This window comes from Pantoea sp. AG702 (genome assembly GCF_003182295.1).
GTDB lineage: Bacteria > Pseudomonadota > Gammaproteobacteria > Enterobacterales > Enterobacteriaceae > Pantoea > Pantoea ananatis.
On record NZ_QGTU01000002.1, the window covers coordinates 662,533 to 683,804 of the forward strand.

Here is a 21,272-nt window from a genome sequence, read left to right on the forward strand (position 1 = left end):
TACCCGAGGCGAGATAAAATAAGGTATATTCTGTCAGTGCGGTAATGTTTAGCCGTGCACCAGTCAGGATTATCGATGATTATCGATCCCGCTTCCGGTGATGCCGGAACTGGCCAGGTCAAACCGAATCCAAGGGTTTTAACGTGATTAACGACATTAAAAAAGATGCTGATACGCGCATGGACAAATGCGTCGAGGCATTCAAAACCACTATCAGCAAGGTACGCACAGGCCGTGCTTCACCTTCTCTGCTCGACGGCATTATCGTTGAATATTACGGTACGCCGACGCCACTGCGTCAGCTGGCTTCCGTTACCGTTGAAGACTCCCGCACGCTGAAAATCAACGTGTTTGATCGCTCTCTCGGCCCGGCCGTTGAAAAAGCGATTATGGCGTCCGATCTTGGCCTCAATCCAAACTCAGCGGGTTCGGACATTCGTGTTCCGCTCCCTGCGCTGACGGAAGAGCGTCGTAAAGATCTGATTAAAATCGTACGCGGTGAAGCCGAGCAGGGACGTGTGTCTGTACGTAACGTTCGTCGCGACGCCAACGATAAAATCAAAGCGTTGCTGAAAGATAAAGAAATCAGCGAAGACGACGAACGTCGTTCGCAGGATGAAATCCAGAAAATGACCGATGCGCACATCAAGAAAGTTGATGCGGCACTGGCCGAAAAAGAAGCGGAGTTGATGGACTTCTGATTCCATCATCGCCGACCAAAACGCCGTACAGAGAGGCATTCTGACAGAATGTCACCTCTGGCGGCGTTTTACATTGTGCCCCACGCTTTCACCTCTACATGGACAGCATTATGAAGCGATTAACTCTGCTCGGTTCAACCGGTTCGATAGGCACCAGCACGCTGGCAGTCGTCAGTGCCAATCCTACGCGCTATCAGATCACGGCGCTGGTTGCCGGTAAAAACGTGGCCCTGATGGCTGAGCAGTGCGTACAGTTCCAACCCCGCTATGCGGCGATGGCAGACGAAGAAGCCGCTGTTGCGCTACGTGAGCGACTGAGAGCATTGAAGGTGAAGACTGAAGTGCTCTCCGGCGTTCAGGCAGCCTGTGAACTGGCCGCGCTGGATGAGGTTGACCAGGTGATGGCGGCGATTGTGGGCGCCTCAGGTTTACTGCCCACGTTGGCAGCGATTCGCGCGGGTAAAACCGTCCTGCTGGCGAATAAAGAATCCCTGGTGACGTGCGGCCGTTTATTTATGGAGGCTGTGCGCCAGCATAAGGCGCAGCTGTTGCCGGTAGACAGCGAGCACAATGCGATTTTTCAGAGTTTGCCCGCTACCATCCAGCATCAGTTAGGTTACGCTGACCTGCAGAATAACGGCATTGAGTCGATTATTCTTACGGGATCGGGTGGCCCTTTTCGTGACACAAATTTAGCGGATCTGCGCAATATGTCGCCAGATCAGGCTTGTGCACATCCGAACTGGTCAATGGGGCGTAAAATCTCGGTTGATTCGGCCACCATGATGAATAAAGGTCTTGAATACATTGAAGCTCGTTGGCTGTTCAACGCCAGTGCCGCGCAGATGGAAGTGATTTTGCACCCCCAATCGGTGATCCACTCCATGGTGCGTTACTGCGATGGCAGCGTGCTGGCACAGTTAGGTTCACCTGACATGCGAACCCCTATCGCCCACAGTATGGCCTGGCCAGCGCGTATTCACGCTGGGGTCACACCGCTGGACTTTACCCGCATGTCGGCGCTGACGTTCTCAGAACCTGATTTTGGCCGTTACCCCTGTCTTAAACTGGCAATTGATGCCTGCGAGGCCGGGCAGGCGGCCACCACCACGCTTAATGCTGCCAATGAGATCGCCGTGGCGGCGTTCCTGAATCAGCGAATTCGTTTTACCGATATCGCAGCGTTAAACAGCGCAGTGCTGTCATCGCAGCACGGCCAGGAACCGGATTCAGTGGACGCTGTCATCGAAATCGATCGTATGGCACGCGCCGCTGCGACCGAAATGTTGCCACGCTTCACGGCATAACAACGATTGCGTTGAGGCTATTTGTTCGCTTCAGGTGAAAATGTTATAGTCGCTGGCTCGCGTTTAACGGTCTGTCACCAAATTCGGTGTGGCCTGGCAGACAGTGCCGGGATTTGTACCGGGCGCAATGTATTCAGAAACCACAGCATTTCTGATGAAAGGAATTGATTACGCGTTATGTCGTCTGAAAATCACAACAACACCGATGACCAACAGGGAACCGGTCCACGCCACGTTGCTATCATTATGGATGGCAATGGCCGTTGGGCTAAGAACCAGGGAAAACTGCGTATCTCCGGTCACAAAGCGGGCGTGAAATCAGTACGTCGCGCCGTTAGCTTTGCCGTCAGTAATAATCTTGAAGCGTTAACGCTTTACGCCTTTAGTAGCGAAAACTGGAGCCGTCCTGCGCAGGAAGTCACTGCCTTGATGGAGCTGTTTGTCTGGGCGCTGGACAGTGAAGTGAAAAGCCTGCACAAGCATAATGTTCGCTTACGCATCATTGGCGATATCAGCCGCTTCAGCCCCCGCATTCAGGAACGTGTCCGTCGGGCAGAAGCGCTGACGGAGAATAACGATCGACTCACGCTAAACATTGCTGCGAACTACGGCGGGCGATGGGATATTATCGAAGGCGTTAAAAAGTTGGCTGAACAGGTTCAGGAAGGCTTGTTACGCCCTGATCAGATAACCGAAGAGAGCCTGACGTCGCAACTGTGCATGAACCAGTTGGCGCCAGTGGATTTAGTGATAAGGACCGGGGGAGAGCATCGGATTAGCAACTTCCTGTTGTGGCAAATTGCCTATGCGGAATTCTATTTTACTGATGTGCTCTGGCCGGATTTTGATGAACACGTTTTTGAAGGTGCACTGAATGCATTCTCTCTGCGGGAGCGACGCTTTGGCGGCGCTGCACCAGGCGGCGCCTGAGCAATCTGGGGGTAACCTTTGCTGAAGTCTCGTCTGATCACCGCGCTGATTCTCATCCCGCTGGTGATCGCTGCATTGTTCTGGTTACCGCCTGTTGGCTTTGCAATTATTACGATTATTATCTGCATGCTGGCCGCCTGGGAATGGGGGCAGCTGTCTGGTATGGCATCGCGTCAACAACGGATCTGGCTCGCGCTGATATGCGGTCTGGCTCTGACGCTGATGCTGTTTACGCTTCCTCCCTACGAACATAACGCGCACCTGCCGCAGGTGGCGGGCTGGCTGTGGGCCTCACTGGCCTGGTGGATTGCCGCGCTGTTACTGGTTCTGTTCTATCCTGCCTCTGCTGCGTTATGGCGGACTTCCCGACCCTTGCGTCTGCTGTTTGGTGCGTTAACGGTCATTCCTTTCTTCTGGGGCATGATGGCGCTCCGCCAGTATCATTACGAAGCCGATCACTTTGCCGGTGCCTGGTGGCTGCTGTTTGTTATGTTTCTGGTATGGGGCGCTGATTCCGGTGCCTACATGTTCGGCAAACTGTTTGGCAAACATAAGCTGGCGCCAAAAGTGTCGCCCGGTAAAACATGGGAAGGTTTTCTGGGCGGACTGCTCTCTTCTGCGCTGATTGCCGTCCTGTTCGCCAGTTTTGCGCCGCTTTCCGTTCCCACCGGCACGCTGGTGATCTGCGCCGTGATTTCCACCCTTGCTTCGGTACTGGGCGATCTGACGGAAAGCATGTTTAAACGCGAGGCCGGTATCAAAGACAGCGGGAGCCTGATTCCCGGACATGGCGGTATTCTTGACCGCATCGACAGCCTGACAGCAGCAGTGCCGGTATTTGCCTGTTTATTGCTGTTGGTGTTTCAGACACTTTAAGGGCAAACGACGATGTTAAGCGTAATCTGGAGTTTTGCCGCATTTATCATTGCACTGGGCGTGTTAATCACCGTGCATGAGTTTGGCCATTTTTGGGTGGCGCGGCGTTGCGGTGTGAGAGTAGAGCGCTTTTCTATCGGCTTTGGCAAGGCGTTATGGCAACGCCGCGATCGTCACGGCACCGAATTTGTGATTGCGCTCATTCCCCTTGGCGGTTATGTCAAAATGCTGGACGAGCGGGTAGAAAGCGTTCCCGCCGAGCTTCGGCACCAGGCGTTTAACAATAAAGCGATTTGGCAGCGCGCGTCTATTATTGCTGCCGGCCCGATTGCCAATTTCCTGTTTGCTATCTTTGCCTACTGGGTCGTGTTCATCCACGGCGTGCCGGGTATTAAACCGGTAGTTGGTGAAATTCTGAACGGTTCGGTCGCCGCAGAAGCGCAAATTACACCCGGGACGGAACTTAAGGCCGTTGACGGTATCGAAACGCCTGACTGGGAAGCTGTGCGCATGGCATTGATCGGTAAAATCGGTGAGGCCAGCACGACATTAACAGTGGGTCGTTTTGGCGAACAGGGGACGCAGCAAAAACAGGTCGATTTGCGCAACTGGCAGTTCGAACCTGATAAGCAGGACCCTGTCGTCGCGCTGGGAATTCGTCCCCGGGGCCCGCAGATTGAAACGACCCTGGCTGAAGTGCAAAAGAATTCGCCTGCCAGTGCAGCCGGTTTGCAAGCTGGCGACAGGATCGTTAAAGTCGATGGTCAGTTATTATCGCAGTGGCAGCCTTTTGCTACCCAGGTTCGGGATAACCCAGGAAAAAGTATTGCTCTTGAGGTCGATCGCAACGGTGACGCGGTGCAGTTAACCCTGACGCCCGAAGCGAAACCTGGGAACAAAGCACAAGGGTTTGCGGGGGTGATTCCCCGAGTCGTACCGCTGCCAGACGAGTATAAAACGGTAAGACAATATGGTGCGTTTTCAGCCATTGGTGAAGCCAGTGTAAAAACCTGGCAGTTAATGAAGCTGACCGTCTCTATGTTGGGCAAGTTAATAACCGGCGATGTGAAGCTGAACAACCTGAGCGGCCCGATTTCGATTGCGCAAGGTGCAGGTTTGTCAGCCGAGTATGGAATGATTTACTACCTGATGTTCCTGGCGTTGATTAGCGTCAACTTAGGGATCATCAACCTGTTCCCGCTACCGGTTTTAGATGGTGGGCACTTGCTCTTCCTTGCGATTGAAAAGATCAAAGGGGGACCGGTGTCCGAGCGAGTTCAAGACTTTAGTTACCGCATCGGTTCAATACTGCTGGTGATGTTAATGGGGCTTGCACTTTTCAATGATTTCTCACGTTTGTAACCGCTGGAACGCGAGCTTACGTGGGATGTGTTAGGAAAACGCATAATAACGATGGCGATGAAAAAGTTGCTCATAGCGTCGCTGCTGTTTAGCAGCGCCACCGTTTACGGTGCAGACGATTTCGTGGTGAAGGACATTCATTTCGAAGGGCTGCAGCGAGTCGCCGTCGGCGCGGCTCTGCTGAGCATGCCAGTTCGGGTTGGCGATACGGTGAATGACGATGACGTCAGAAATACCATTCGCTCCCTGTTCGCAACTGGCAACTTTGAGGATGTTCAGGTCCTGCGAGATGGTAATACGCTGATTGTTCAGGTCAAAGAACGTCCCACCATCGCCAGCATTACCTTCAGCGGTAACAAAGCGGTTAAAGACGATCAGCTCAAACAAAACCTTGAAGCCTCAGGCGTGCGCGTCGGCGAAGCGCTGGACCGCACCACCATCTCTTCGATTGAGAAGGGCCTGGAAGACTTCTACTACAGCGTGGGCAAATACACCGCCAGCGTTAAAGCCGTAGTCACACCGCTGCCGCGTAACCGCGTCGATTTGAAACTGGTGTTTACCGAAGGTGTTTCTGCCAAAATTCAGCAGATCAATATCGTCGGTAACAAAGCTTTTAGCTCCGACGAGCTCATTTCCCGCTTCCAGTTGCGTGACGAAGTGCCGTGGTGGAACGTGGTGGGCGACCGTAAATACCAGAAGCAGAAACTGGCGGGCGACCTTGAAACCCTGCGCAGCTTCTATCTGGATCGGGGTTATGCGCGTTTCAACATTGATTCGACCCAGGTCAGCCTGACGCCGGATAAGAAAGGCATCTACATCACCGTGAACATTACCGAAGGCGATCAGTACAAGATTGCTGGCGTAATCGTTAACGGCAGCATGGCGGGTCATTCGGCCGAAATCGAACATCTGACCAAAATTCCGGCGGGCGAGCTGTATAACGGCACGAAAGTCACGTCGATGGAAGATGACATTAAGAAACTGCTGGGTCGCTACGGCTATGCCTATCCACGTGTTGTGACACAGCCTGAAATTAACGATGCGGATAAAACCGTTAAGCTGCACATCAACGTCGATGCGGGTAACCGCTACTACGTGCGTAAAGTGCGCTTCGAAGGAAACGATACATCAAAAGATGCCGTACTGCGTCGTGAAATGCGTCAGATGGAAGGCGCCTGGCTGGGCAGCGACCTGGTCGATCAGGGCAAAGAGCGTCTGAATCGTACGGGCTATTTTGAAACCGTTGACGTGGATACGCAGCGCGTTCCCGGCTCACCTGACCAGGTTGACGTGGTCTATAAAGTTAAAGAACGCAATACCGGTACCTTTAACTTTGGCGTCGGCTACGGTACAGAAAGTGGCGTGAGTTTCCAGGTCGGTGTTACCCAGGATAACTGGCTCGGCACCGGTAATACCGTGGGGATTAGCGGCACTAAAAACGATTACCAGACCTATGCAGAATTCTCCCTGACCGATCCCTACTTTACCGTTGACGGTGTGAGTCTGGGCGGCCGGGTGTTCTACAACAACTTTAAGGCCAGCAACGCCGATCTCTCCGGCTATACCAACAGAAGTTACGGTACAGACGGTACATTGGGCTTCCCAATCAACGAGAACAACTCGCTGCGCGTCGGTCTGGGCTATGTCCATAACGACCTGTCAGACATGCGTCCACAGGTTGCGATGTGGCGTTATCTTGACTCGGTCGGTAAGCCACAGCAGTTGAACAGCAACGGCGACTTCTCTGCTGACGACTTCACCTTTAACTATGGCTGGACCTATAACACGCTCGACCGTGGTTTCTTTGCCACCTCAGGTAACCGTACTAACCTGAACGGCAAAGTCACGATTCCAGGTTCAGATAACCAGTTCTACAAAATGACCCTGGACAGCCAGCAGTATGTTCCGATCAATAAAGATCATACCTGGGTTGTATTAGGTCGCGGTCGTGTGGGCTACGGTGACGGCATTAGCGGTAAAGAGATGCCGTTCTATGAGAACTTCTACGCCGGCGGTTCGAGTACCGTGCGCGGGTTCCAGTCCAATACCATCGGTCCGAAAGCCGCTTACCTGAACAATGGTTCGTCATACTGTAACCTGAGCGATCCGAACGGTATCTGTAAGTCGAGCGATGCAATCGGGGGTAACGCGATGGCGATTGCCAGCCTTGAGCTGATCACGCCAACACCGTTCCTGAGTGAGAAATATTCGAATTCCGTCCGCACTTCGCTGTTTGTGGATGCGGGTACGGTCTGGGATACTAAATGGCAGAACACGGCGGAGACGCGCGCTGCCGGTATTCCTGACTACAGCGATCCGAACAACATTCGCGTTTCGACCGGTGTGTCTTTACAGTGGATGTCACCGCTGGGGCCGTTAGTCTTCTCCTATGCCCAGCCGGTTAAGAAAGTTGAGGGAGATAAGTCAGAGCAGTTCCAGTTTAACATTGGTAAAACCTGGTAATGTTCTATACAGGGATGTTAAAAAATTAGCTTGCACACGTGGGGCATTGCTATGCTCCACGCTGCAAACATACATGTTGAGGGTAAGGAGTTTATAGTGAAAAAGTTGTTATGTGCAGTTACTCTGGGTGTTGCATTGGCTGCTTCTGCTGGCGCACAGGCGGCGGATAAAGTCGCAACTGTGGATCTGAGCCAGGTTTTCCAGAAATCACCTCAGCGCGCGACTATCACCAAGCAGCTCGAGAGTGAATTCCAGGGCCGCGCGGCAGAACTCCGTTCTCAGCACGACAAAATCCAGCAGGAAATGCAGGATCTGCAGCGTAACGCGCCAACCATGAAGGCGAGCGAGCGCAGCAAGAAAGAGAAGCAGATTGACTCTGAGCGTAATGCTTTCCAGGCAAAAGCCGACGCGTTTGAGAAAGACAACCAGACCCGTCAGGTTCAGGAGCGTAACAAGCTGCTGGAAAAAATCCAGACTGCTGTTCAGTCGGTTGCCAAAAGCGGCGGCTATGACCTGGTGCTGAATTCTCAGGCTGTGCTGTATTCGGGTTCTGATGTTAAAGACATCACCGATGAAGTTGCGAAGCAGGTTAAATAATCGATGTCATCAATTCGACTGGCTGATTTAGCCCAGCAGTTGGATGCAGAATTGCACGGAGATGGCGATATCGTCATCTCCGGCATTGCTTCTATGCAATCCGCCACCACTGGTCAAATCACGTTTCTTGCCAACAGCCGTTACCGCGAGCAGCTCGCCCTGATCCAGGCTTCAGCCGTGGTGCTGACGGAAGCGGATCTGGAGTGGTGTAAAACCGCCGCGCTGGTTGTTAAAAACCCCTATCTTACCTATGCGCGAATGGCGCAGTTACTGGATACGACGCCGCAGCCTGCGCAGCACATTGCGCCGAGCGCCGTAATCGATTCCAGCGCCAGACTGGGTGAGAATGTGTCCATCGGCGCCAATGCCGTTATTGAGTCCGACGTGGTACTCGGTGACAACGTGGTCATCGGCCCAGGCTGTTTTGTTGGCAAAAAAACCCGTATCGGCAACGGCTCGCGTTTATGGGCTAACGTCTCGGTTTACCATGAGGTGCAGATTGGTCAGGATTGTCTGATTCAGTCCGGCACGGTGATAGGTTCAGATGGGTTCGGTTATGCTAACGATCGTGGCAACTGGGTGAAAATCCCGCAGTTGGGTTCGGTCATCATTGGCGATCGGGTCGAAATCGGTGCCTGTACCACCATCGATCGTGGTGCGCTGGATAACACTCTGATCGGCAATGGTGTTATCATAGATAACCAATGTCAGATTGCTCACAACGTGTTTATTGGCGACAATACTGCGGTTGCTGGCGGTGTGATCATGGCGGGTAGTTTGAAAATTGGTCGTTATTGTATGATTGGCGGTGCCAGCGTCATTAATGGCCATATGGAAATCTGTGACAAAGTAACCGTAACCGGCATGGGCATGGTTATGCGTCCGATAACAGAACCTGGTGTATACTCCTCAGGCATTCCATTACAGCCCAACAAAACCTGGCGCAAAACTGCAGCGTTGGTGATGAATATCGATGAACTAAGCAAACGCTTAAAAGCAATCGAGCGGAAAGTCGGCAAAGACGACTAGACGCCATCCCATGACAGACCGGCTTTCATAATAACAGTGTTAAGCAGGGAAGCCAGGCGCCACGGAACCTATTTGCGGCCTGCCAACGATCATGATGATCGGTGCAGGCCGTGTTATTGATGTCATCAGATTTTTAGGACAGGAAGAGTATTTTGACTACTGAAACTCATACTCTGCAAATTGAAGAGATTTTAGAGCTGCTGCCGCACCGTTATCCGTTTCTGCTGGTAGATCGCGTGCTGGATTTTGAAGAAAACAAATATCTGCGCGCCGTAAAGAATGTCTCCTTTAACGAGCCGTTTTTCCAGGGGCATTTCCCTGGTAAACCGATTTTTCCCGGCGTTCTGATTCTGGAAGCGATGGCACAGGCCACCGGCATTCTGGCATTTAAAAGCGTGGGTAAACTGGAGCCAGGCGAGCTTTATTATTTTGCTGGCATTGATAATGCCCGTTTCAAGCGTCCGGTCGTACCGGGCGATCAAATGATTATGGAAGTGACCTTCGAGAAAACCCGCCGTGGTCTGACTCGCTTCAATGGCGTAGCGACTGTCGACGGTAAAATCGTCTGTGAAGCGACCATGATGTGTGCCCGTAGCCGGGAGGCATAACTCGTGATTGATCCAACCGCCAACATCCATCCCAGTTCAGTTATCGAAGACGGGGCTGTTATCGGCCCCGGCGTTCATATTGGTCCTTTCTGTTTTGTCGGGGCGAATGTCGAGATTGGTGAGGGAACCGTCCTTAAGTCACACGTGGTGGTAAACGGCCATACGCGTATCGGTAAAGACAACCAGATCTATCAGTTTGCTTCTATCGGTGAAGTGAATCAGGATCTGAAATACGCGGGTGAACCCACCCGTGTTGACATTGGCGATCGTAACCGTATTCGTGAAAGCGTGACCATTCATCGTGGCACGACTCAGGGCACAAATGTCACGGTTGTCGGCAGTGACAATCTGTTAATGGTTAACGTCCATATCGCGCATGACTGTGTCATTGGCAACCGCTGCATTATGGCCAACAATGCGACACTAGGCGGCCATGTCACTGTCGACGATTTCGCCATTATTGGCGGCATGACGGCCGTGCACCAGTGGTGCACCATTGGCGCACATGTGATGGTTGGTGGTTGTTCAGGCGTGGCTCAGGATGTGCCGCCCTATGTCATTGCGCAAGGCAACCATGCCACGCCATTCGGTATCAACATTGAAGGCCTGAAGCGCCGTGGCTTCAGCAAAGAAGCACTGCACGCTATCCGCAACGCCTACAAGTTACTTTATCGCAGCGGCAGAACGCTGGATGAAGTCAAACCGGAAATCGAGGCGATTGCTCAGCAGCACAGCGAAGTGCAGCCTTTCTTTGATTTCTTTGCTCGTTCAACTCGTGGATTAATTCGCTAATTCATGTCAGCGCGTCCCCTTACGATTGCCCTGGTCGCCGGAGAAACCTCTGGCGATATCCTTGGCGCAGGCCTGATTCGGGCATTAAAAGCGCGTCATCCTGATGCCCGTTTTGTTGGCGTCGCGGGTCCGCTAATGCAGGCCGAAGGTTGCGAAGCCTGGTACGAGATGGAAGAGCTGGCGGTGATGGGCATTGTGGAGGTGCTGGGGCGGTTACGGCGTTTATTAAGTATACGTCGCGATCTTACGCAGCGCTTTACCGCGCTTCAGCCTGACGTCTTTGTCGGTATTGATGCGCCGGATTTCAACATCACGCTGGAAGGCCATCTCAAACGCGCAGGCATTCGCACCATTCATTACGTCAGCCCCTCTGTCTGGGCCTGGCGACAAAAGCGCGTCTTTAAAATCGGCCGCAATACCGATCTGGTATTGGCGTTTCTGCCGTTTGAAAAAGCCTTCTACGACCGTTTCAACGTTCCCTGTCGCTTTATTGGTCATACCATGGCGGATGCCATGCCGTTACAGCCCGACAAGGCCGCCGCTCGCCGCCATCTTGGCATAGACGAGCACGCGCTCTGTCTGGCACTGCTTCCCGGCAGCCGGGGTGCCGAAGTCGAAATGCTGAGTGCGGATTTCCTTAAAACCGCACAGCGTCTGCGTACGCACTATCCGGCGCTGGAAATTGTCGTGCCCCTGGTTAACGCTAAGCGCCGCGAACAGTTTGAAAAAATTAAAGCGGAGGTCGCGCCTGAGCTGCCGATGCACCTGCTGGATGGTCAGGGCAGGGAAGCCATGGTGGCAAGTGATGCTGCGCTACTGGCTTCGGGAACGGCGGCGCTGGAGTGCATGCTGGCAAAATGCCCGATGGTGGTTGGCTACCGCATGAAGCCGTTTACCTTCTGGCTGGCTAAACGACTGGTCAAAACGGATTACGTCTCTTTGCCGAATCTGCTGGCCGGGCGCGAACTGGTCAAAGAGCTGTTGCAGGATGAATGTCAGCCTGAGGCGCTGGCCGCGGCGCTGGATCCGTTGCTGCATGCCAGTCGTGAACGTGAAACGCTGCTGAACACCTTTTATGAACTGCACCAGCAGATCCGCTGGAACGCTGACGAACAAGCCGCAGATGCGGTGCTGGAGCTTGCCAATGGCTGATTTTATCTATCCTGCCGCCGGTTGTATTGCCGGGGTGGACGAAGTCGGGCGCGGGCCATTAGTCGGGGCCGTTGTGACCGCCGCCGTGATCCTCGATCCCGCGAATCCTGTTCCCGGCCTGGCAGACTCCAAAAAACTGTCAGAAAAACGCCGTCTCGCGCTGTTTGATCAAATCAAAGAGAAAGCGCTCGCCTGGAGCCTGGGGCGCGCAGAACCGGACGAGATCGACAATCTTAATATCCTGCACGCCACGATGCTGGCGATGCAGCGCGCGGTCGCTGGCCTGTCCATCACGCCAGACTTTGTGCTGATTGACGGCAATCGCTGTCCGGCGTTGCCGATGCCTTCTCTGGCGGTGGTGAAGGGCGACAGCCTGGTCGCCGAAATCAGTGCCGCCTCCATCATCGCCAAGGTCACGCGCGATCGTGAAATGGCAGAGCTGGATTTGTTGTTTCCGCAGTATGGTTTTGCGCAGCATAAAGGTTATCCTACGGCGTTACACATGGAAAAATTGACGCAGTACGGTGCAACCCCTCATCACCGCAGCAGCTTTGCGCCGGTGCGTAATGCGCTGATTGATGCCGATGTACTGGCGAGCAGCCTGACCACGCTGCGCTAATCCGAACCTGTTTTAACCGGAAACTGATATGGCCGAACCCCGTTTTATACATCTGCGCGTACACAGCGACTATTCCATGGTCGACGGCCTGGCGAAAACCGGCCCGTTGATCAAGAAAGCGGCTGCGCTGGGTATGCCAGCCATCGCGATTACCGACTTCACCAACCTTTGCGGGCTGGTGAAATTTTACGGCGGTGCGCACGGGGCAGGGGTTAAACCGATTATCGGGGCAGATTTTAACGTTGCCAGCGAGTTGATGGGCGATGAACTGACCCAGATTACCGTGCTGGCGGCAAATAATACCGGCTATCAGAATCTGACACTGCTGATTTCCCGTGCTTACCAACGGGGTTACGGTATTGCTGGCCCGATTATCGATCGCGACTGGCTGGCCGAACTGCAGGAAGGACTGATTCTGCTGTCCGGGGGCCGTCGAGGGGATGTTGGCCGCAGCCTGCTACGAGGTAACAGCGCGCTGGTGTCTGACTGCCTGGCTTTCTATCAACAGCATTTCGCCGATCGCTACTTCCTGGAGCTGGTCCGTACCGGTCGTCCTGATGAGGAGAGCTATCTGCATGCGGCGGTTGAGCTGGCGATTGCAGAAGGGATCCCCGTTGTTGCCACGAATGAAGTCTGCTTCATCAATGAAGAAGATTTCGACGCCCACGAGATCCGCGTTGCCATTCATGATGGTTACACGCTCGACGATCCGAAACGTCCTCGCCATTACAGTCCTCAGCAATACATGCGCAGCGAAGAGGAGATGTGCGAGCTGTTCGCGGACATCCCGGAAGCGCTGGAAAACAGCGTAGAGATTGCTAAGCGTTGTAACGTCACGGTCCGGCTGGGTGAGTACTTTCTGCCCCAGTTCCCGACAGGGGATATGACCACCGAAGACTTTTTGGTGATGAAATCCCGCGAGGGGCTGGAAGAGCGCCTCGCGATGCTGTTTCCGGACGAAGCCGTACGGGCCGAAAAGCGGCCGGAATACGATGAACGTCTGGAAGTGGAACTCAACGTTATTAACCAGATGGGGTTCCCTGGCTACTTCCTGATCGTGATGGAGTTTATCCAGTGGTCGAAAGATAACGGCGTGCCGGTTGGGCCGGGCCGTGGTTCTGGTGCGGGATCCTTAGTCGCCTATGCGCTCAAGATCACTGACCTTGATCCGCTGGAGTTCGACCTGCTGTTCGAACGTTTCCTGAACCCAGAACGTGTTTCCATGCCCGACTTCGACGTCGATTTCTGCATGGAGAAACGTGACCAGGTGATTGAACACGTGGCCGACATGTACGGCCGCGAAGCGGTGTCTCAGATTATTACTTTCGGCACCATGGCGGCTAAGGCGGTCATTCGTGACGTGGGACGCGTTCTGGGCCATCCCTATGGTTTTGTCGATCGTATTTCAAAGCTGGTGCCGCCCGATCCGGGCATGACGCTGGAAAAAGCCTTTGCTGCAGAGCCGCAACTGCCTGAAATTTATGAGGCCGATGAGGAAGTCAAAGCGCTAATTGATATGGCGCGCAAGCTGGAAGGTGTTACGCGAAACGCCGGTAAGCACGCGGGTGGAGTAGTGATTGCGCCCACCAAAATTACCGATTTTGCGCCACTGTACTGTGACGAAAACGGCCAGTATCCGGTGACGCAGTTTGATAAAAATGATGTGGAATATGCCGGCCTGGTGAAGTTTGACTTCCTGGGGCTGCGTACGCTGACCATTATCGACTGGGCACTGAAGATGATTAACCCGCGCCGTGAAAAGCAGGGGTTGCCGCCGATCGATATCGCCACCATTCCGCTTGAAGACAAGAAAAGCTTTGATATGCTGCAGCGCGCGGAAACCACGGCGGTTTTCCAGCTTGAATCGCGCGGCATGAAAGATCTGATCAAGCGTCTGAAACCTGACTGCTTTGAAGACATGATCGCCCTCGTGGCGCTGTTCCGCCCTGGCCCGTTGCAGTCGGGCATGGTGGATAACTTTATCGACCGTAAGCACGGTCGGGAAGCCATCTCCTATCCTGATATCCAGTGGCAGCATGAAAGCCTGAAGCCGGTTCTCGAGCCGACCTACGGCATTATCCTGTATCAGGAACAGGTGATGCAGATCGCCCAGGTCCTGTCTGGCTATACGCTCGGCGGGGCGGATATGCTGCGTCGCGCCATGGGTAAAAAGAAACCCGAAGAGATGGCCAAGCAGCGCTCCGTATTTAAAGACGGCGCTGAAAGCATGGGCATCGACGGCGAACTGTCGATGAAAATCTTCGATCTGGTAGAGAAATTTGCCGGATACGGTTTTAACAAATCGCACTCTGCGGCTTATGCGCTGGTGTCCTATCAAACGCTGTGGCTGAAAGCGCATTATCCGGCCGAATTTATGGCTGCGGTCATGACGGCGGATATGGATAACACGGAAAAAGTGGTTGGCCTGGTGGATGAGTGCTGGCGCATGGGGCTAAAGGTCCTGCCGCCGGATATTAACTCGGGCCTGTATCAGTTCCACGTCAATGATGAGGGCGAGATCGTTTACGGCATCGGCGCCATTAAAGGCGTCGGTGAAGGGCCGATCGAAGCGATCATCGATGCGCGTAACGAGGGCGGTTATTTCCGGGAGCTGTTCGATCTCTGCGCGCGCACCGATACCAAAAAGATCAACCGTCGGGTCATGGAAAAACTGATCATGTCAGGTGCCTTTGATCGTCTCGGCCCACACCGCGCTGCCTTAATGAGCGCCCTTAACGATGCGCTGAAGGCGGCGGATCAGCATGCGAAAGCCGAAGCGATCGGCCAGGCGGACATGTTTGGCGTACTGGCCGACGAGCCTGAACAGGTAGAACAGTCCTATGCCAGCGTGACGCCCTGGCCGGAACAGGTGCAGTTGGATGGTGAACGAGAAACCCTTGGGTTGTATCTTACCGGCCATCCTATTAATCAGTATTTAAAAGAAATTGAGCGTTACGTTGGCGGGATGCGTTTGAAAGATATGCATCCTACCGATCGTGGTAAGATTACCGTTGCGGCAGGTCTGGTGATTGCTGCGCGTGTAATGGTGACCAAACGCGGCAACCGAATTGGTATTTGTACACTTGACGATCGTTCCGGCCGTCTCGAAGTCATGTTATTTACCGATGCGTTAGATAAATACCAGCAACTGCTGGAGAAAGACCGTATCCTGATCGTCAGCGGACAGGTCAGCTTTGATGACTTCAGTGGTGGGCTTAAAATGACCGCCCGGGAAGTCATGGACATCGACGAAGCGCGCGAAAAATACGCCCGTGGACTTGCTATCTCGCTGACGGACAGGCAAATTGATGACCAGCTATTAAACCGACTCCGTCAGTCCCTGGAACCTCATCGTTCAGGGACAATTCCAGTGCATCTCTACTATCAGAGAGCCGACGCGCGAGCGAAGCTACGCTTTGGTGCAGCGTGGCGAATTTCGCCCAGCGATCGTTTACTCAACGATTTGCGGTCGTTAATTGGATCGGAGCAGGTGGAACTGGAGTTTGACTAAAACAGGAACATTATGAGTCTTAATTACCTGGATTTTGAACAGCCAATTGCAGAACTGGAAGCGAAGATTGATTCGCTAACCTCGATTGGTCGTCAGGACGATAAACACGTCAATCTCGACGAAGAAGTGAAGCGACTGCGCGAGAAAAGCGTTGAGCTGACCCGTAAAATCTTCGCCGATTTGGGCGCATGGCAAATTGCACAACTGGCACGCCATCCGCTACGTCCTTATACCTTTGATTACGTGCGCAATGCCTTTGACGATTTCGATGAGCTGGCGGGTGACCGTGCTTATGCGGATGACAAAGCCATTGTGGGCGGGATTGCGCGCCTTGATGGTCGCCCGGTCATGATCATTGGTCACCAGAAAGGACGTGAAACCAAAGAGAAGATTCGCCGTAATTTTGGCATGCCAGCACCAGAAGGCTATCGCAAAGCGCTGCGCCTGATGGAAATGGCTGAGCGTTTCAAGATGCCAATCCTGACCTTTATCGACACGCCTGGCGCTTATCCTGGCGTTGGTGCGGAAGAGCGTGGTCAGTCTGAGGCTATTGCCCGTAATCTGCGGGAAATGTCCGGTCTGAAGGTGCCTGTGATCTGTACGGTCATCGGTGAAGGCGGTTCCGGTGGTGCGCTGGCCATTGGTGTGGGTGATAAAGTTAACATGCTGCAGTACAGCACTTACTCTGTTATCTCTCCGGAAGGCTGTGCCTCTATTCTGTGGAAAAGCGCCGATAAAGCGCCTCTGGCAGCCGAAGCGATGGGTATTACCGCGCCGCGTCTGAAAGAGCTGAAGCTGATTGACTCGGTTATCCCTGAGCCACTGGGCGGGGCGCATCGTCATCCTGTCGAAATGGCGCAGTCGCTGAAACAGCAACTGCTGGCCGATCTGGCAGATCTGGAAGGGCTCAGCACCGAAGAACTGCTCGATCGCCGTTATCAACGTCTGATGAGCTACGGCTACGCCTGATTGTGCTTCATGACGATAAAGCGGACTTCGGTCCGCTTTTTTTATGCCATTAATCTGACTGCAGTTGAGTGGCATCATTCGCTATGCTTACTTAATGCCTCAACAATCAGGGAGATGTGCATTGAATATTCTGGCGATCATGGGCGCGCATGGCGTGTTTTACAAAGATGAACCCTTGCGCGAACTGGAAGTCGCGCTGAGTCAGCAAGGTTTTCAACTCATCCGGCCGAAAAACAATGACGATCTGCTAAAACTCATTGAACACAATCCCCGTATCAGCGGCGTCATTTTTGACTGGGATGAACACAACAGCCCGGAGCTGTGTGGTGAAATCAATCAGCTTAATGAATACCTGCCGCTGTATGCCTTTATCAATACCCATTCCCAGATGGATATCAGTATTAATGAAATGCGTATGCCACTGCATTTCTTTGAATATGCTCTGAATGCCGCCGACGATATTGCTCTTCACATCCGACAGTACACAGATGACTACCTCGACAACATCACGCCGCCGTTGACCAAAGCGTTGTTTACCTATGTGAAAGAGGGGAAATACACCTTCTGTACCCCTGGCCATATGGCCGGTACGGCCTTCCAGAAAAGCCCGGTCGGCTGCTTGTTCTATGACTTTTTTGGTGCCAATACGCTGAAGTCGGATATCTCGATTTCGGTAACGGAACTGGGATCGCTGCTGGACCACACAGGGCCGCATCTGGAAGCCGAGGAGTATATCGCCCGCACTTTTGGTGCGGAACAGAGCTACATGGTGACCAACGGCACCTCGACCTCGAATAAAATCGTCGGAATGTATGCTGCCCCGGCAGGCAGCACGATTCTGGTGGACCGCAACTGCCATAAGTCGCTCACGCATCTGTTGATGATGAGCGATTTGATCCCCATCTGGCTCAAGCCAACACGCAACGCATTGGGTATTTTGGGCGGTATTCCGCAAAAAGAGTTCACCCGTGCCAGCATCGAGCAAAAAGTGGCGGTCACGCCGCGCGCCAGTTGGCCGGTACATGCGGTGATTACCAATTCGACCTACGACGGTTTGCTCTACAACACTCAGTACATCAAGCAAACCCTTGAGGTGCCGTCGATCCACTTTGATTCTGCCTGGGTTCCCTATACCAACTTTCATCCCATCTATGAGGGGAAAAGCGGCATGAGCGGTGAGCGGGTGCCGGGTAAAGTCTTCTATGAAACGCAGTCCACCCATAAACTGCTGGCGGCTTTTTCCCAGGCTTCGCTGATTCATATTAAAGGCGACTATGACGAGCAGACGTTTAATGAAGCCTACATGATGCACACCACCACCTCACCGAACTATGCCATCGTCTCATCCATTGAGACAGCGGCGGCGATGCTGCGGGGAAATCCGGGCAAAAGGCTCATTAACCGGTCAGTGGAACGCGCCCTGCATTTCCGTCGTGAGATACAGCGGTTGCGAGAAGAGTGCGACAGCTGGTTTTTTGATATCTGGCAGCCTGAACACGTTGATGAAGCCCAGTGCTGGCCGATACAGCCGGGGGAAGAGGACTGGCACGGATTCACCCAGGCCGATCGCGACCACATGTATCTTGATCCGATCAAGGTAACGATCCTGACACCCGGCATGAGCGAGCTGGGCGTGATGGCGGAAGAGGGCATTCCGGCGGCGCTGGTGGCGAAGTTCCTGGATGAGCGCGGCATCGTGGTTGAAAAAACCGGCCCTTACAATCTGTTATTCCTGTTTAGTATCGGCATTGATAAAACCAAAGCGATGAGCGTGCTGCGAGGGTTAACGGAATTTAAGCGCGCCTACGATCTCAATCTCCGGGTCAAAAATATGTTGCCGGATCTCTATGCGGAGGATCCCGATTTTTATCGCAACATGCGTATTCAGGCGCTGGCGCAGGGGATCCACCGTCTTATCCAGCAACATGATTTACCGCGGCTCATGTTGAAGGCGTTTGACGTGTTGCCCGAGATGAAAATGACGCCGCATCAGGCTTTTCAGCAACAGGTGAAGGGCAATATTGAAACCGTGAACATCAATGAGCTGGTGGGCCGCATCTCTGCCAACATGATCCTGCCTTATCCTCCGGGCGTTCCTCTGGTGATGCCTGGTGAAATGATCACAGAACAAAGCCGCGCCGTACTCGACTTCCTGTTAATGCTGTGTAGCATTGGACGCCACTATCCTGGCTTTGAGACGGATATTCACGGCGCGATCCTCACCGAAGAGGGGGAATATCGGGTACGTGTGCTGAAACAGGCCGGCTAACAGGACGTCATGTTTAACAGGAAGCAACGATGCTACAGCTAACGCACATCCATCATATCGCGATCATTGCATCAGACTATTCGCGCAGCAAAGCGTTTTACTGCGACATTCTGGGGTTTGAACTGCAAAGCGAACACTATCGTGAAGCGCGTGATTCGTGGAAAGGGGATCTGGCACTGAACGGTCAGTATACGATTGAGCTGTTTTCGTTTCCCAAACCGCCCGCACGCGTCAGTCAACCGGAAGCCTGTGGCCTGCGTCATCTGGCCTTCAGCGTGCCGGACGTTGAAGCGGCGATGCGCTATCTGGCAACGCAGGGCGTGATATGTGAAGCGATCCGCATCGATGAGCTAACCGGAAAGCCCTGCACGTTCTTTGCCGATCCGGATGGTTTGCCGCTGGAACTCTATCAGGCGTAAAATGGCGGCTTTGGGCGACTCCACTGGCCGCGGTATGGATTGAGAACATGTCTGATTTTGACGCACTGTTAAAGGAAAATGACGCGCTGGTCGTGGCGTTCAGCGGTGGTCTGGATTCTACCGTTCTGCTTCATCAACTGCGGGCCTGGCAGCAAGCGCGCCCGCAGTCACGGCTGCGTGCGCTGCATGTGCATCATGGCCTCAGCCCGAATGCCGATAGCTGGGCAGCGCACTGCCTGTGCCTGTGCGAACGGTGGCAGATTCCTTGTGAAGTCCTGCGTGTGCAGGTAACGGATCAGGGACAAGGCATTGAAGCGGCAGCGCGGCAGGTGCGCTATCAGGCTCTGGGGCAGGCGCTGTGCGCGGATGAAAAGCTGCTAACCGCGCAGCATCTGGACGATCAGTGTGAAACGCTGCTCCTGGCGCTGAAGCGCGGCAGCGGCCCGGCGGGCCTGGCGGCCATGCCGGCGGCGACGACGTTTGCCGGACATGCCTTACTCAGACCCTTGTTAAACCATTCCCGCCTGAGCCTGGAGCAGTATGCCGAGGCGCATCAACTGGTCTGGGTTGAAGATGAAAGCAATCAGGATCAGCGCTATGACCGAAACTTTCTGCGTCAGCAGCTGTTGCCGACGGTTCTGCGCCGCTGGCCGCATTTTGCCGAGGCGTCGGCGCGCAGTGCCGCCTTGTGTGGCGAGCAGGAGCAACTGCTGGATGAGTTACTGGCTGAGCCGCTTAGCGAGCTTATTCAACCCGACGGTAGCCTGTGCTTCACACCTTTGCTGACCATGAGTGAGGTAAAAGGCAACGCCCTGCTGCGTCGCTGGCTGGCCGCTCAGGGCGAGAAAATGCCGTCGCGCGAAGCATTACGTCGAATCCGTCAGGAGATCATGTTGTGCCGTGAAGATGCGCAGCCGCGCCTGAAGCTGGGCAACCACGAGATCCGTCGCTACCGGCAGCAGCTTTACCACTTGCCGCTCAGCGCCTCTTTAGCTGACTGTGAAATCGCCTGGAATGACGTCGAACAACCTCTGCATTTGCCACAAAACCTGGGCGTACTGACGGCCGAAAAAAGCACGAGTACGCTTCGCTGCCCACAACCGCAGGAGCAGGTATTCGTGCGGTTTCACGCAACAGGCTATGTGCATATCGTGAATCGCCCAGGCGGACGAGATATAAAAAAAATCTGGCAGAGGCTGAATATCCCGCCCTGGCAACGCGCGCGTATTCCATTAATTTATTTTAATCAGACGTTGATTTGCGCGCCCGGGCTGTTTGTTACCCGCGAAGGTGCCAGCGAGGATGCCGCTGGCTGGCAAGTCAACTGGCAGAAAACGACGGGAGAGCCGGAATAATGCAACGCATAGCAGCCTTGCTGCTGATAACTGTTTTACCGGTCCACGCCGCAGGCGATGTGAACGCGGGTGAGCAACGCGCGGCCGCCTGTATGGCCTGCCACGGGGCACAGGGTAAAGCAACCACGCCTCTCTATCCCAATCTGGCTGGCCAAAATGCGGCCTATCTTAACCAGGCATTACAGGCCTATAAGAAAGGGGAACGAAGCGGGGGACAGGCTGAAGTCATGAAGGCATTTGTGGCAGGCTTAAATGATGAGGATATGGCGAATTTAGCCGCCTATTACAGTTCGTTGAAACCTGAATGAGGTGG

18 protein-coding genes are annotated in these 21,272 nt (G+C 53.8%); all 18 read left to right on the forward strand.

What is annotated here, in order from left to right; translation table 11 throughout:
* Positions 1–143 precede the first annotated feature (143 nt).
* Positions 144–701, forward strand: a complete 558-nt coding sequence (gene frr / locus DFO57_RS09360) for a ribosome recycling factor (protein ID WP_013024688.1) — start codon at positions 144–146, stop codon at positions 699–701.
* Positions 702–811: 110 nt separating this feature from the next.
* Entirely contained in the window at positions 812–2,008 is a 1,197-nt protein-coding gene (ispC, locus tag DFO57_RS09365) for a 1-deoxy-D-xylulose-5-phosphate reductoisomerase (RefSeq protein WP_024472048.1), read from the forward strand.
* Positions 2,009–2,185: 177 nt separating this feature from the next.
* Entirely contained in the window at positions 2,186–2,938 is a 753-nt protein-coding gene (gene ispU, locus DFO57_RS09370; RefSeq protein WP_013024690.1) for a (2E,6E)-farnesyl-diphosphate-specific ditrans,polycis-undecaprenyl-diphosphate synthase, read from the forward strand.
* Positions 2,939–2,956: 18 nt separating this feature from the next.
* Positions 2,957–3,814: a phosphatidate cytidylyltransferase gene (cdsA, locus tag DFO57_RS09375; protein ID WP_015700924.1), complete on the forward strand. Its 858-nt coding sequence runs from the start codon at positions 2,957–2,959 to the stop codon at positions 3,812–3,814.
* Positions 3,815–3,826: 12 nt separating this feature from the next.
* The gene (rseP, locus tag DFO57_RS09380) at positions 3,827–5,176 is read left to right on the forward strand and encodes a sigma E protease regulator RseP (RefSeq protein ID WP_110015295.1); all 1,350 of its coding nucleotides are present in this window, start codon (positions 3,827–3,829) and stop codon (positions 5,174–5,176) included.
* 51 nt (positions 5,177–5,227) lie between these two features.
* Positions 5,228–7,639, forward strand: a complete 2,412-nt coding sequence (gene bamA, locus DFO57_RS09385; protein ID WP_014592965.1) for an outer membrane protein assembly factor BamA — start codon at positions 5,228–5,230, stop codon at positions 7,637–7,639.
* A 96-nt stretch (positions 7,640–7,735) separates the two neighbouring features.
* Entirely contained in the window at positions 7,736–8,236 is a 501-nt protein-coding gene (locus DFO57_RS09390) for an OmpH family outer membrane protein (protein ID WP_014606549.1), read from the forward strand.
* A gap of 3 nt (positions 8,237–8,239) precedes the next feature.
* Positions 8,240–9,265 (forward strand): UDP-3-O-(3-hydroxymyristoyl)glucosamine N-acyltransferase, encoded by a 1,026-nt coding sequence (lpxD, locus tag DFO57_RS09395; protein ID WP_064373233.1) that lies wholly within the window; start codon positions 8,240–8,242, stop codon positions 9,263–9,265.
* Between the two features lie 152 nt (positions 9,266–9,417).
* Positions 9,418–9,873, forward strand: a complete 456-nt coding sequence (fabZ, locus tag DFO57_RS09400; protein ID WP_006117769.1) for a 3-hydroxyacyl-ACP dehydratase FabZ — start codon at positions 9,418–9,420, stop codon at positions 9,871–9,873.
* A 3-nt stretch (positions 9,874–9,876) separates the two neighbouring features.
* Positions 9,877–10,665: an acyl-ACP--UDP-N-acetylglucosamine O-acyltransferase gene (gene lpxA / locus DFO57_RS09405; protein ID WP_013024697.1), complete on the forward strand. Its 789-nt coding sequence runs from the start codon at positions 9,877–9,879 to the stop codon at positions 10,663–10,665.
* A 3-nt stretch (positions 10,666–10,668) separates the two neighbouring features.
* Positions 10,669–11,817, forward strand: coding sequence for a lipid-A-disaccharide synthase (gene lpxB / locus DFO57_RS09410; protein WP_013024698.1), 1,149 nt, complete (start codon positions 10,669–10,671; stop codon positions 11,815–11,817).
* A complete protein-coding gene (gene rnhB, locus DFO57_RS09415; protein ID WP_110015296.1) occupies positions 11,810–12,436 on the forward strand; it encodes a ribonuclease HII in 627 nt (208 codons plus the stop codon). Before lpxB ends, rnhB begins: the two co-directional genes overlap by 8 nt.
* Positions 12,437–12,464: 28 nt before the next feature.
* Positions 12,465–15,947, forward strand: coding sequence for a DNA polymerase III subunit alpha (dnaE, locus tag DFO57_RS09420; protein ID WP_014592968.1), 3,483 nt, complete (start codon positions 12,465–12,467; stop codon positions 15,945–15,947).
* A 12-nt stretch (positions 15,948–15,959) separates the two neighbouring features.
* Positions 15,960–16,916 carry an acetyl-CoA carboxylase carboxyl transferase subunit alpha gene (accA, locus tag DFO57_RS09425; RefSeq protein WP_013024701.1) on the forward strand — a complete coding sequence of 319 codons (957 nt, stop codon included), beginning with the start codon at positions 15,960–15,962 and terminating at the stop codon, positions 16,914–16,916.
* Positions 16,917–17,037: 121 nt separating this feature from the next.
* Entirely contained in the window at positions 17,038–19,185 is a 2,148-nt protein-coding gene (locus tag DFO57_RS09430) for a lysine decarboxylase LdcC (RefSeq protein ID WP_019106450.1), read from the forward strand.
* A gap of 29 nt (positions 19,186–19,214) precedes the next feature.
* Positions 19,215–19,604, forward strand: a complete 390-nt coding sequence (locus DFO57_RS09435; RefSeq protein ID WP_013024703.1) for a VOC family protein — start codon at positions 19,215–19,217, stop codon at positions 19,602–19,604.
* A gap of 47 nt (positions 19,605–19,651) precedes the next feature.
* Complete coding sequence (gene tilS / locus DFO57_RS09440; protein WP_013024704.1) at positions 19,652–20,959, forward strand: tRNA lysidine(34) synthetase TilS; 1,308 nt, start codon at positions 19,652–19,654, stop codon at positions 20,957–20,959.
* Positions 20,959–21,267 (forward strand): cytochrome c, encoded by a 309-nt coding sequence (locus DFO57_RS09445; protein ID WP_013024705.1) that lies wholly within the window; start codon positions 20,959–20,961, stop codon positions 21,265–21,267. The genes tilS and DFO57_RS09445 overlap by 1 nt, the downstream gene beginning before the upstream one ends.
* Positions 21,268–21,272: the final 5 nt, after the last annotated feature.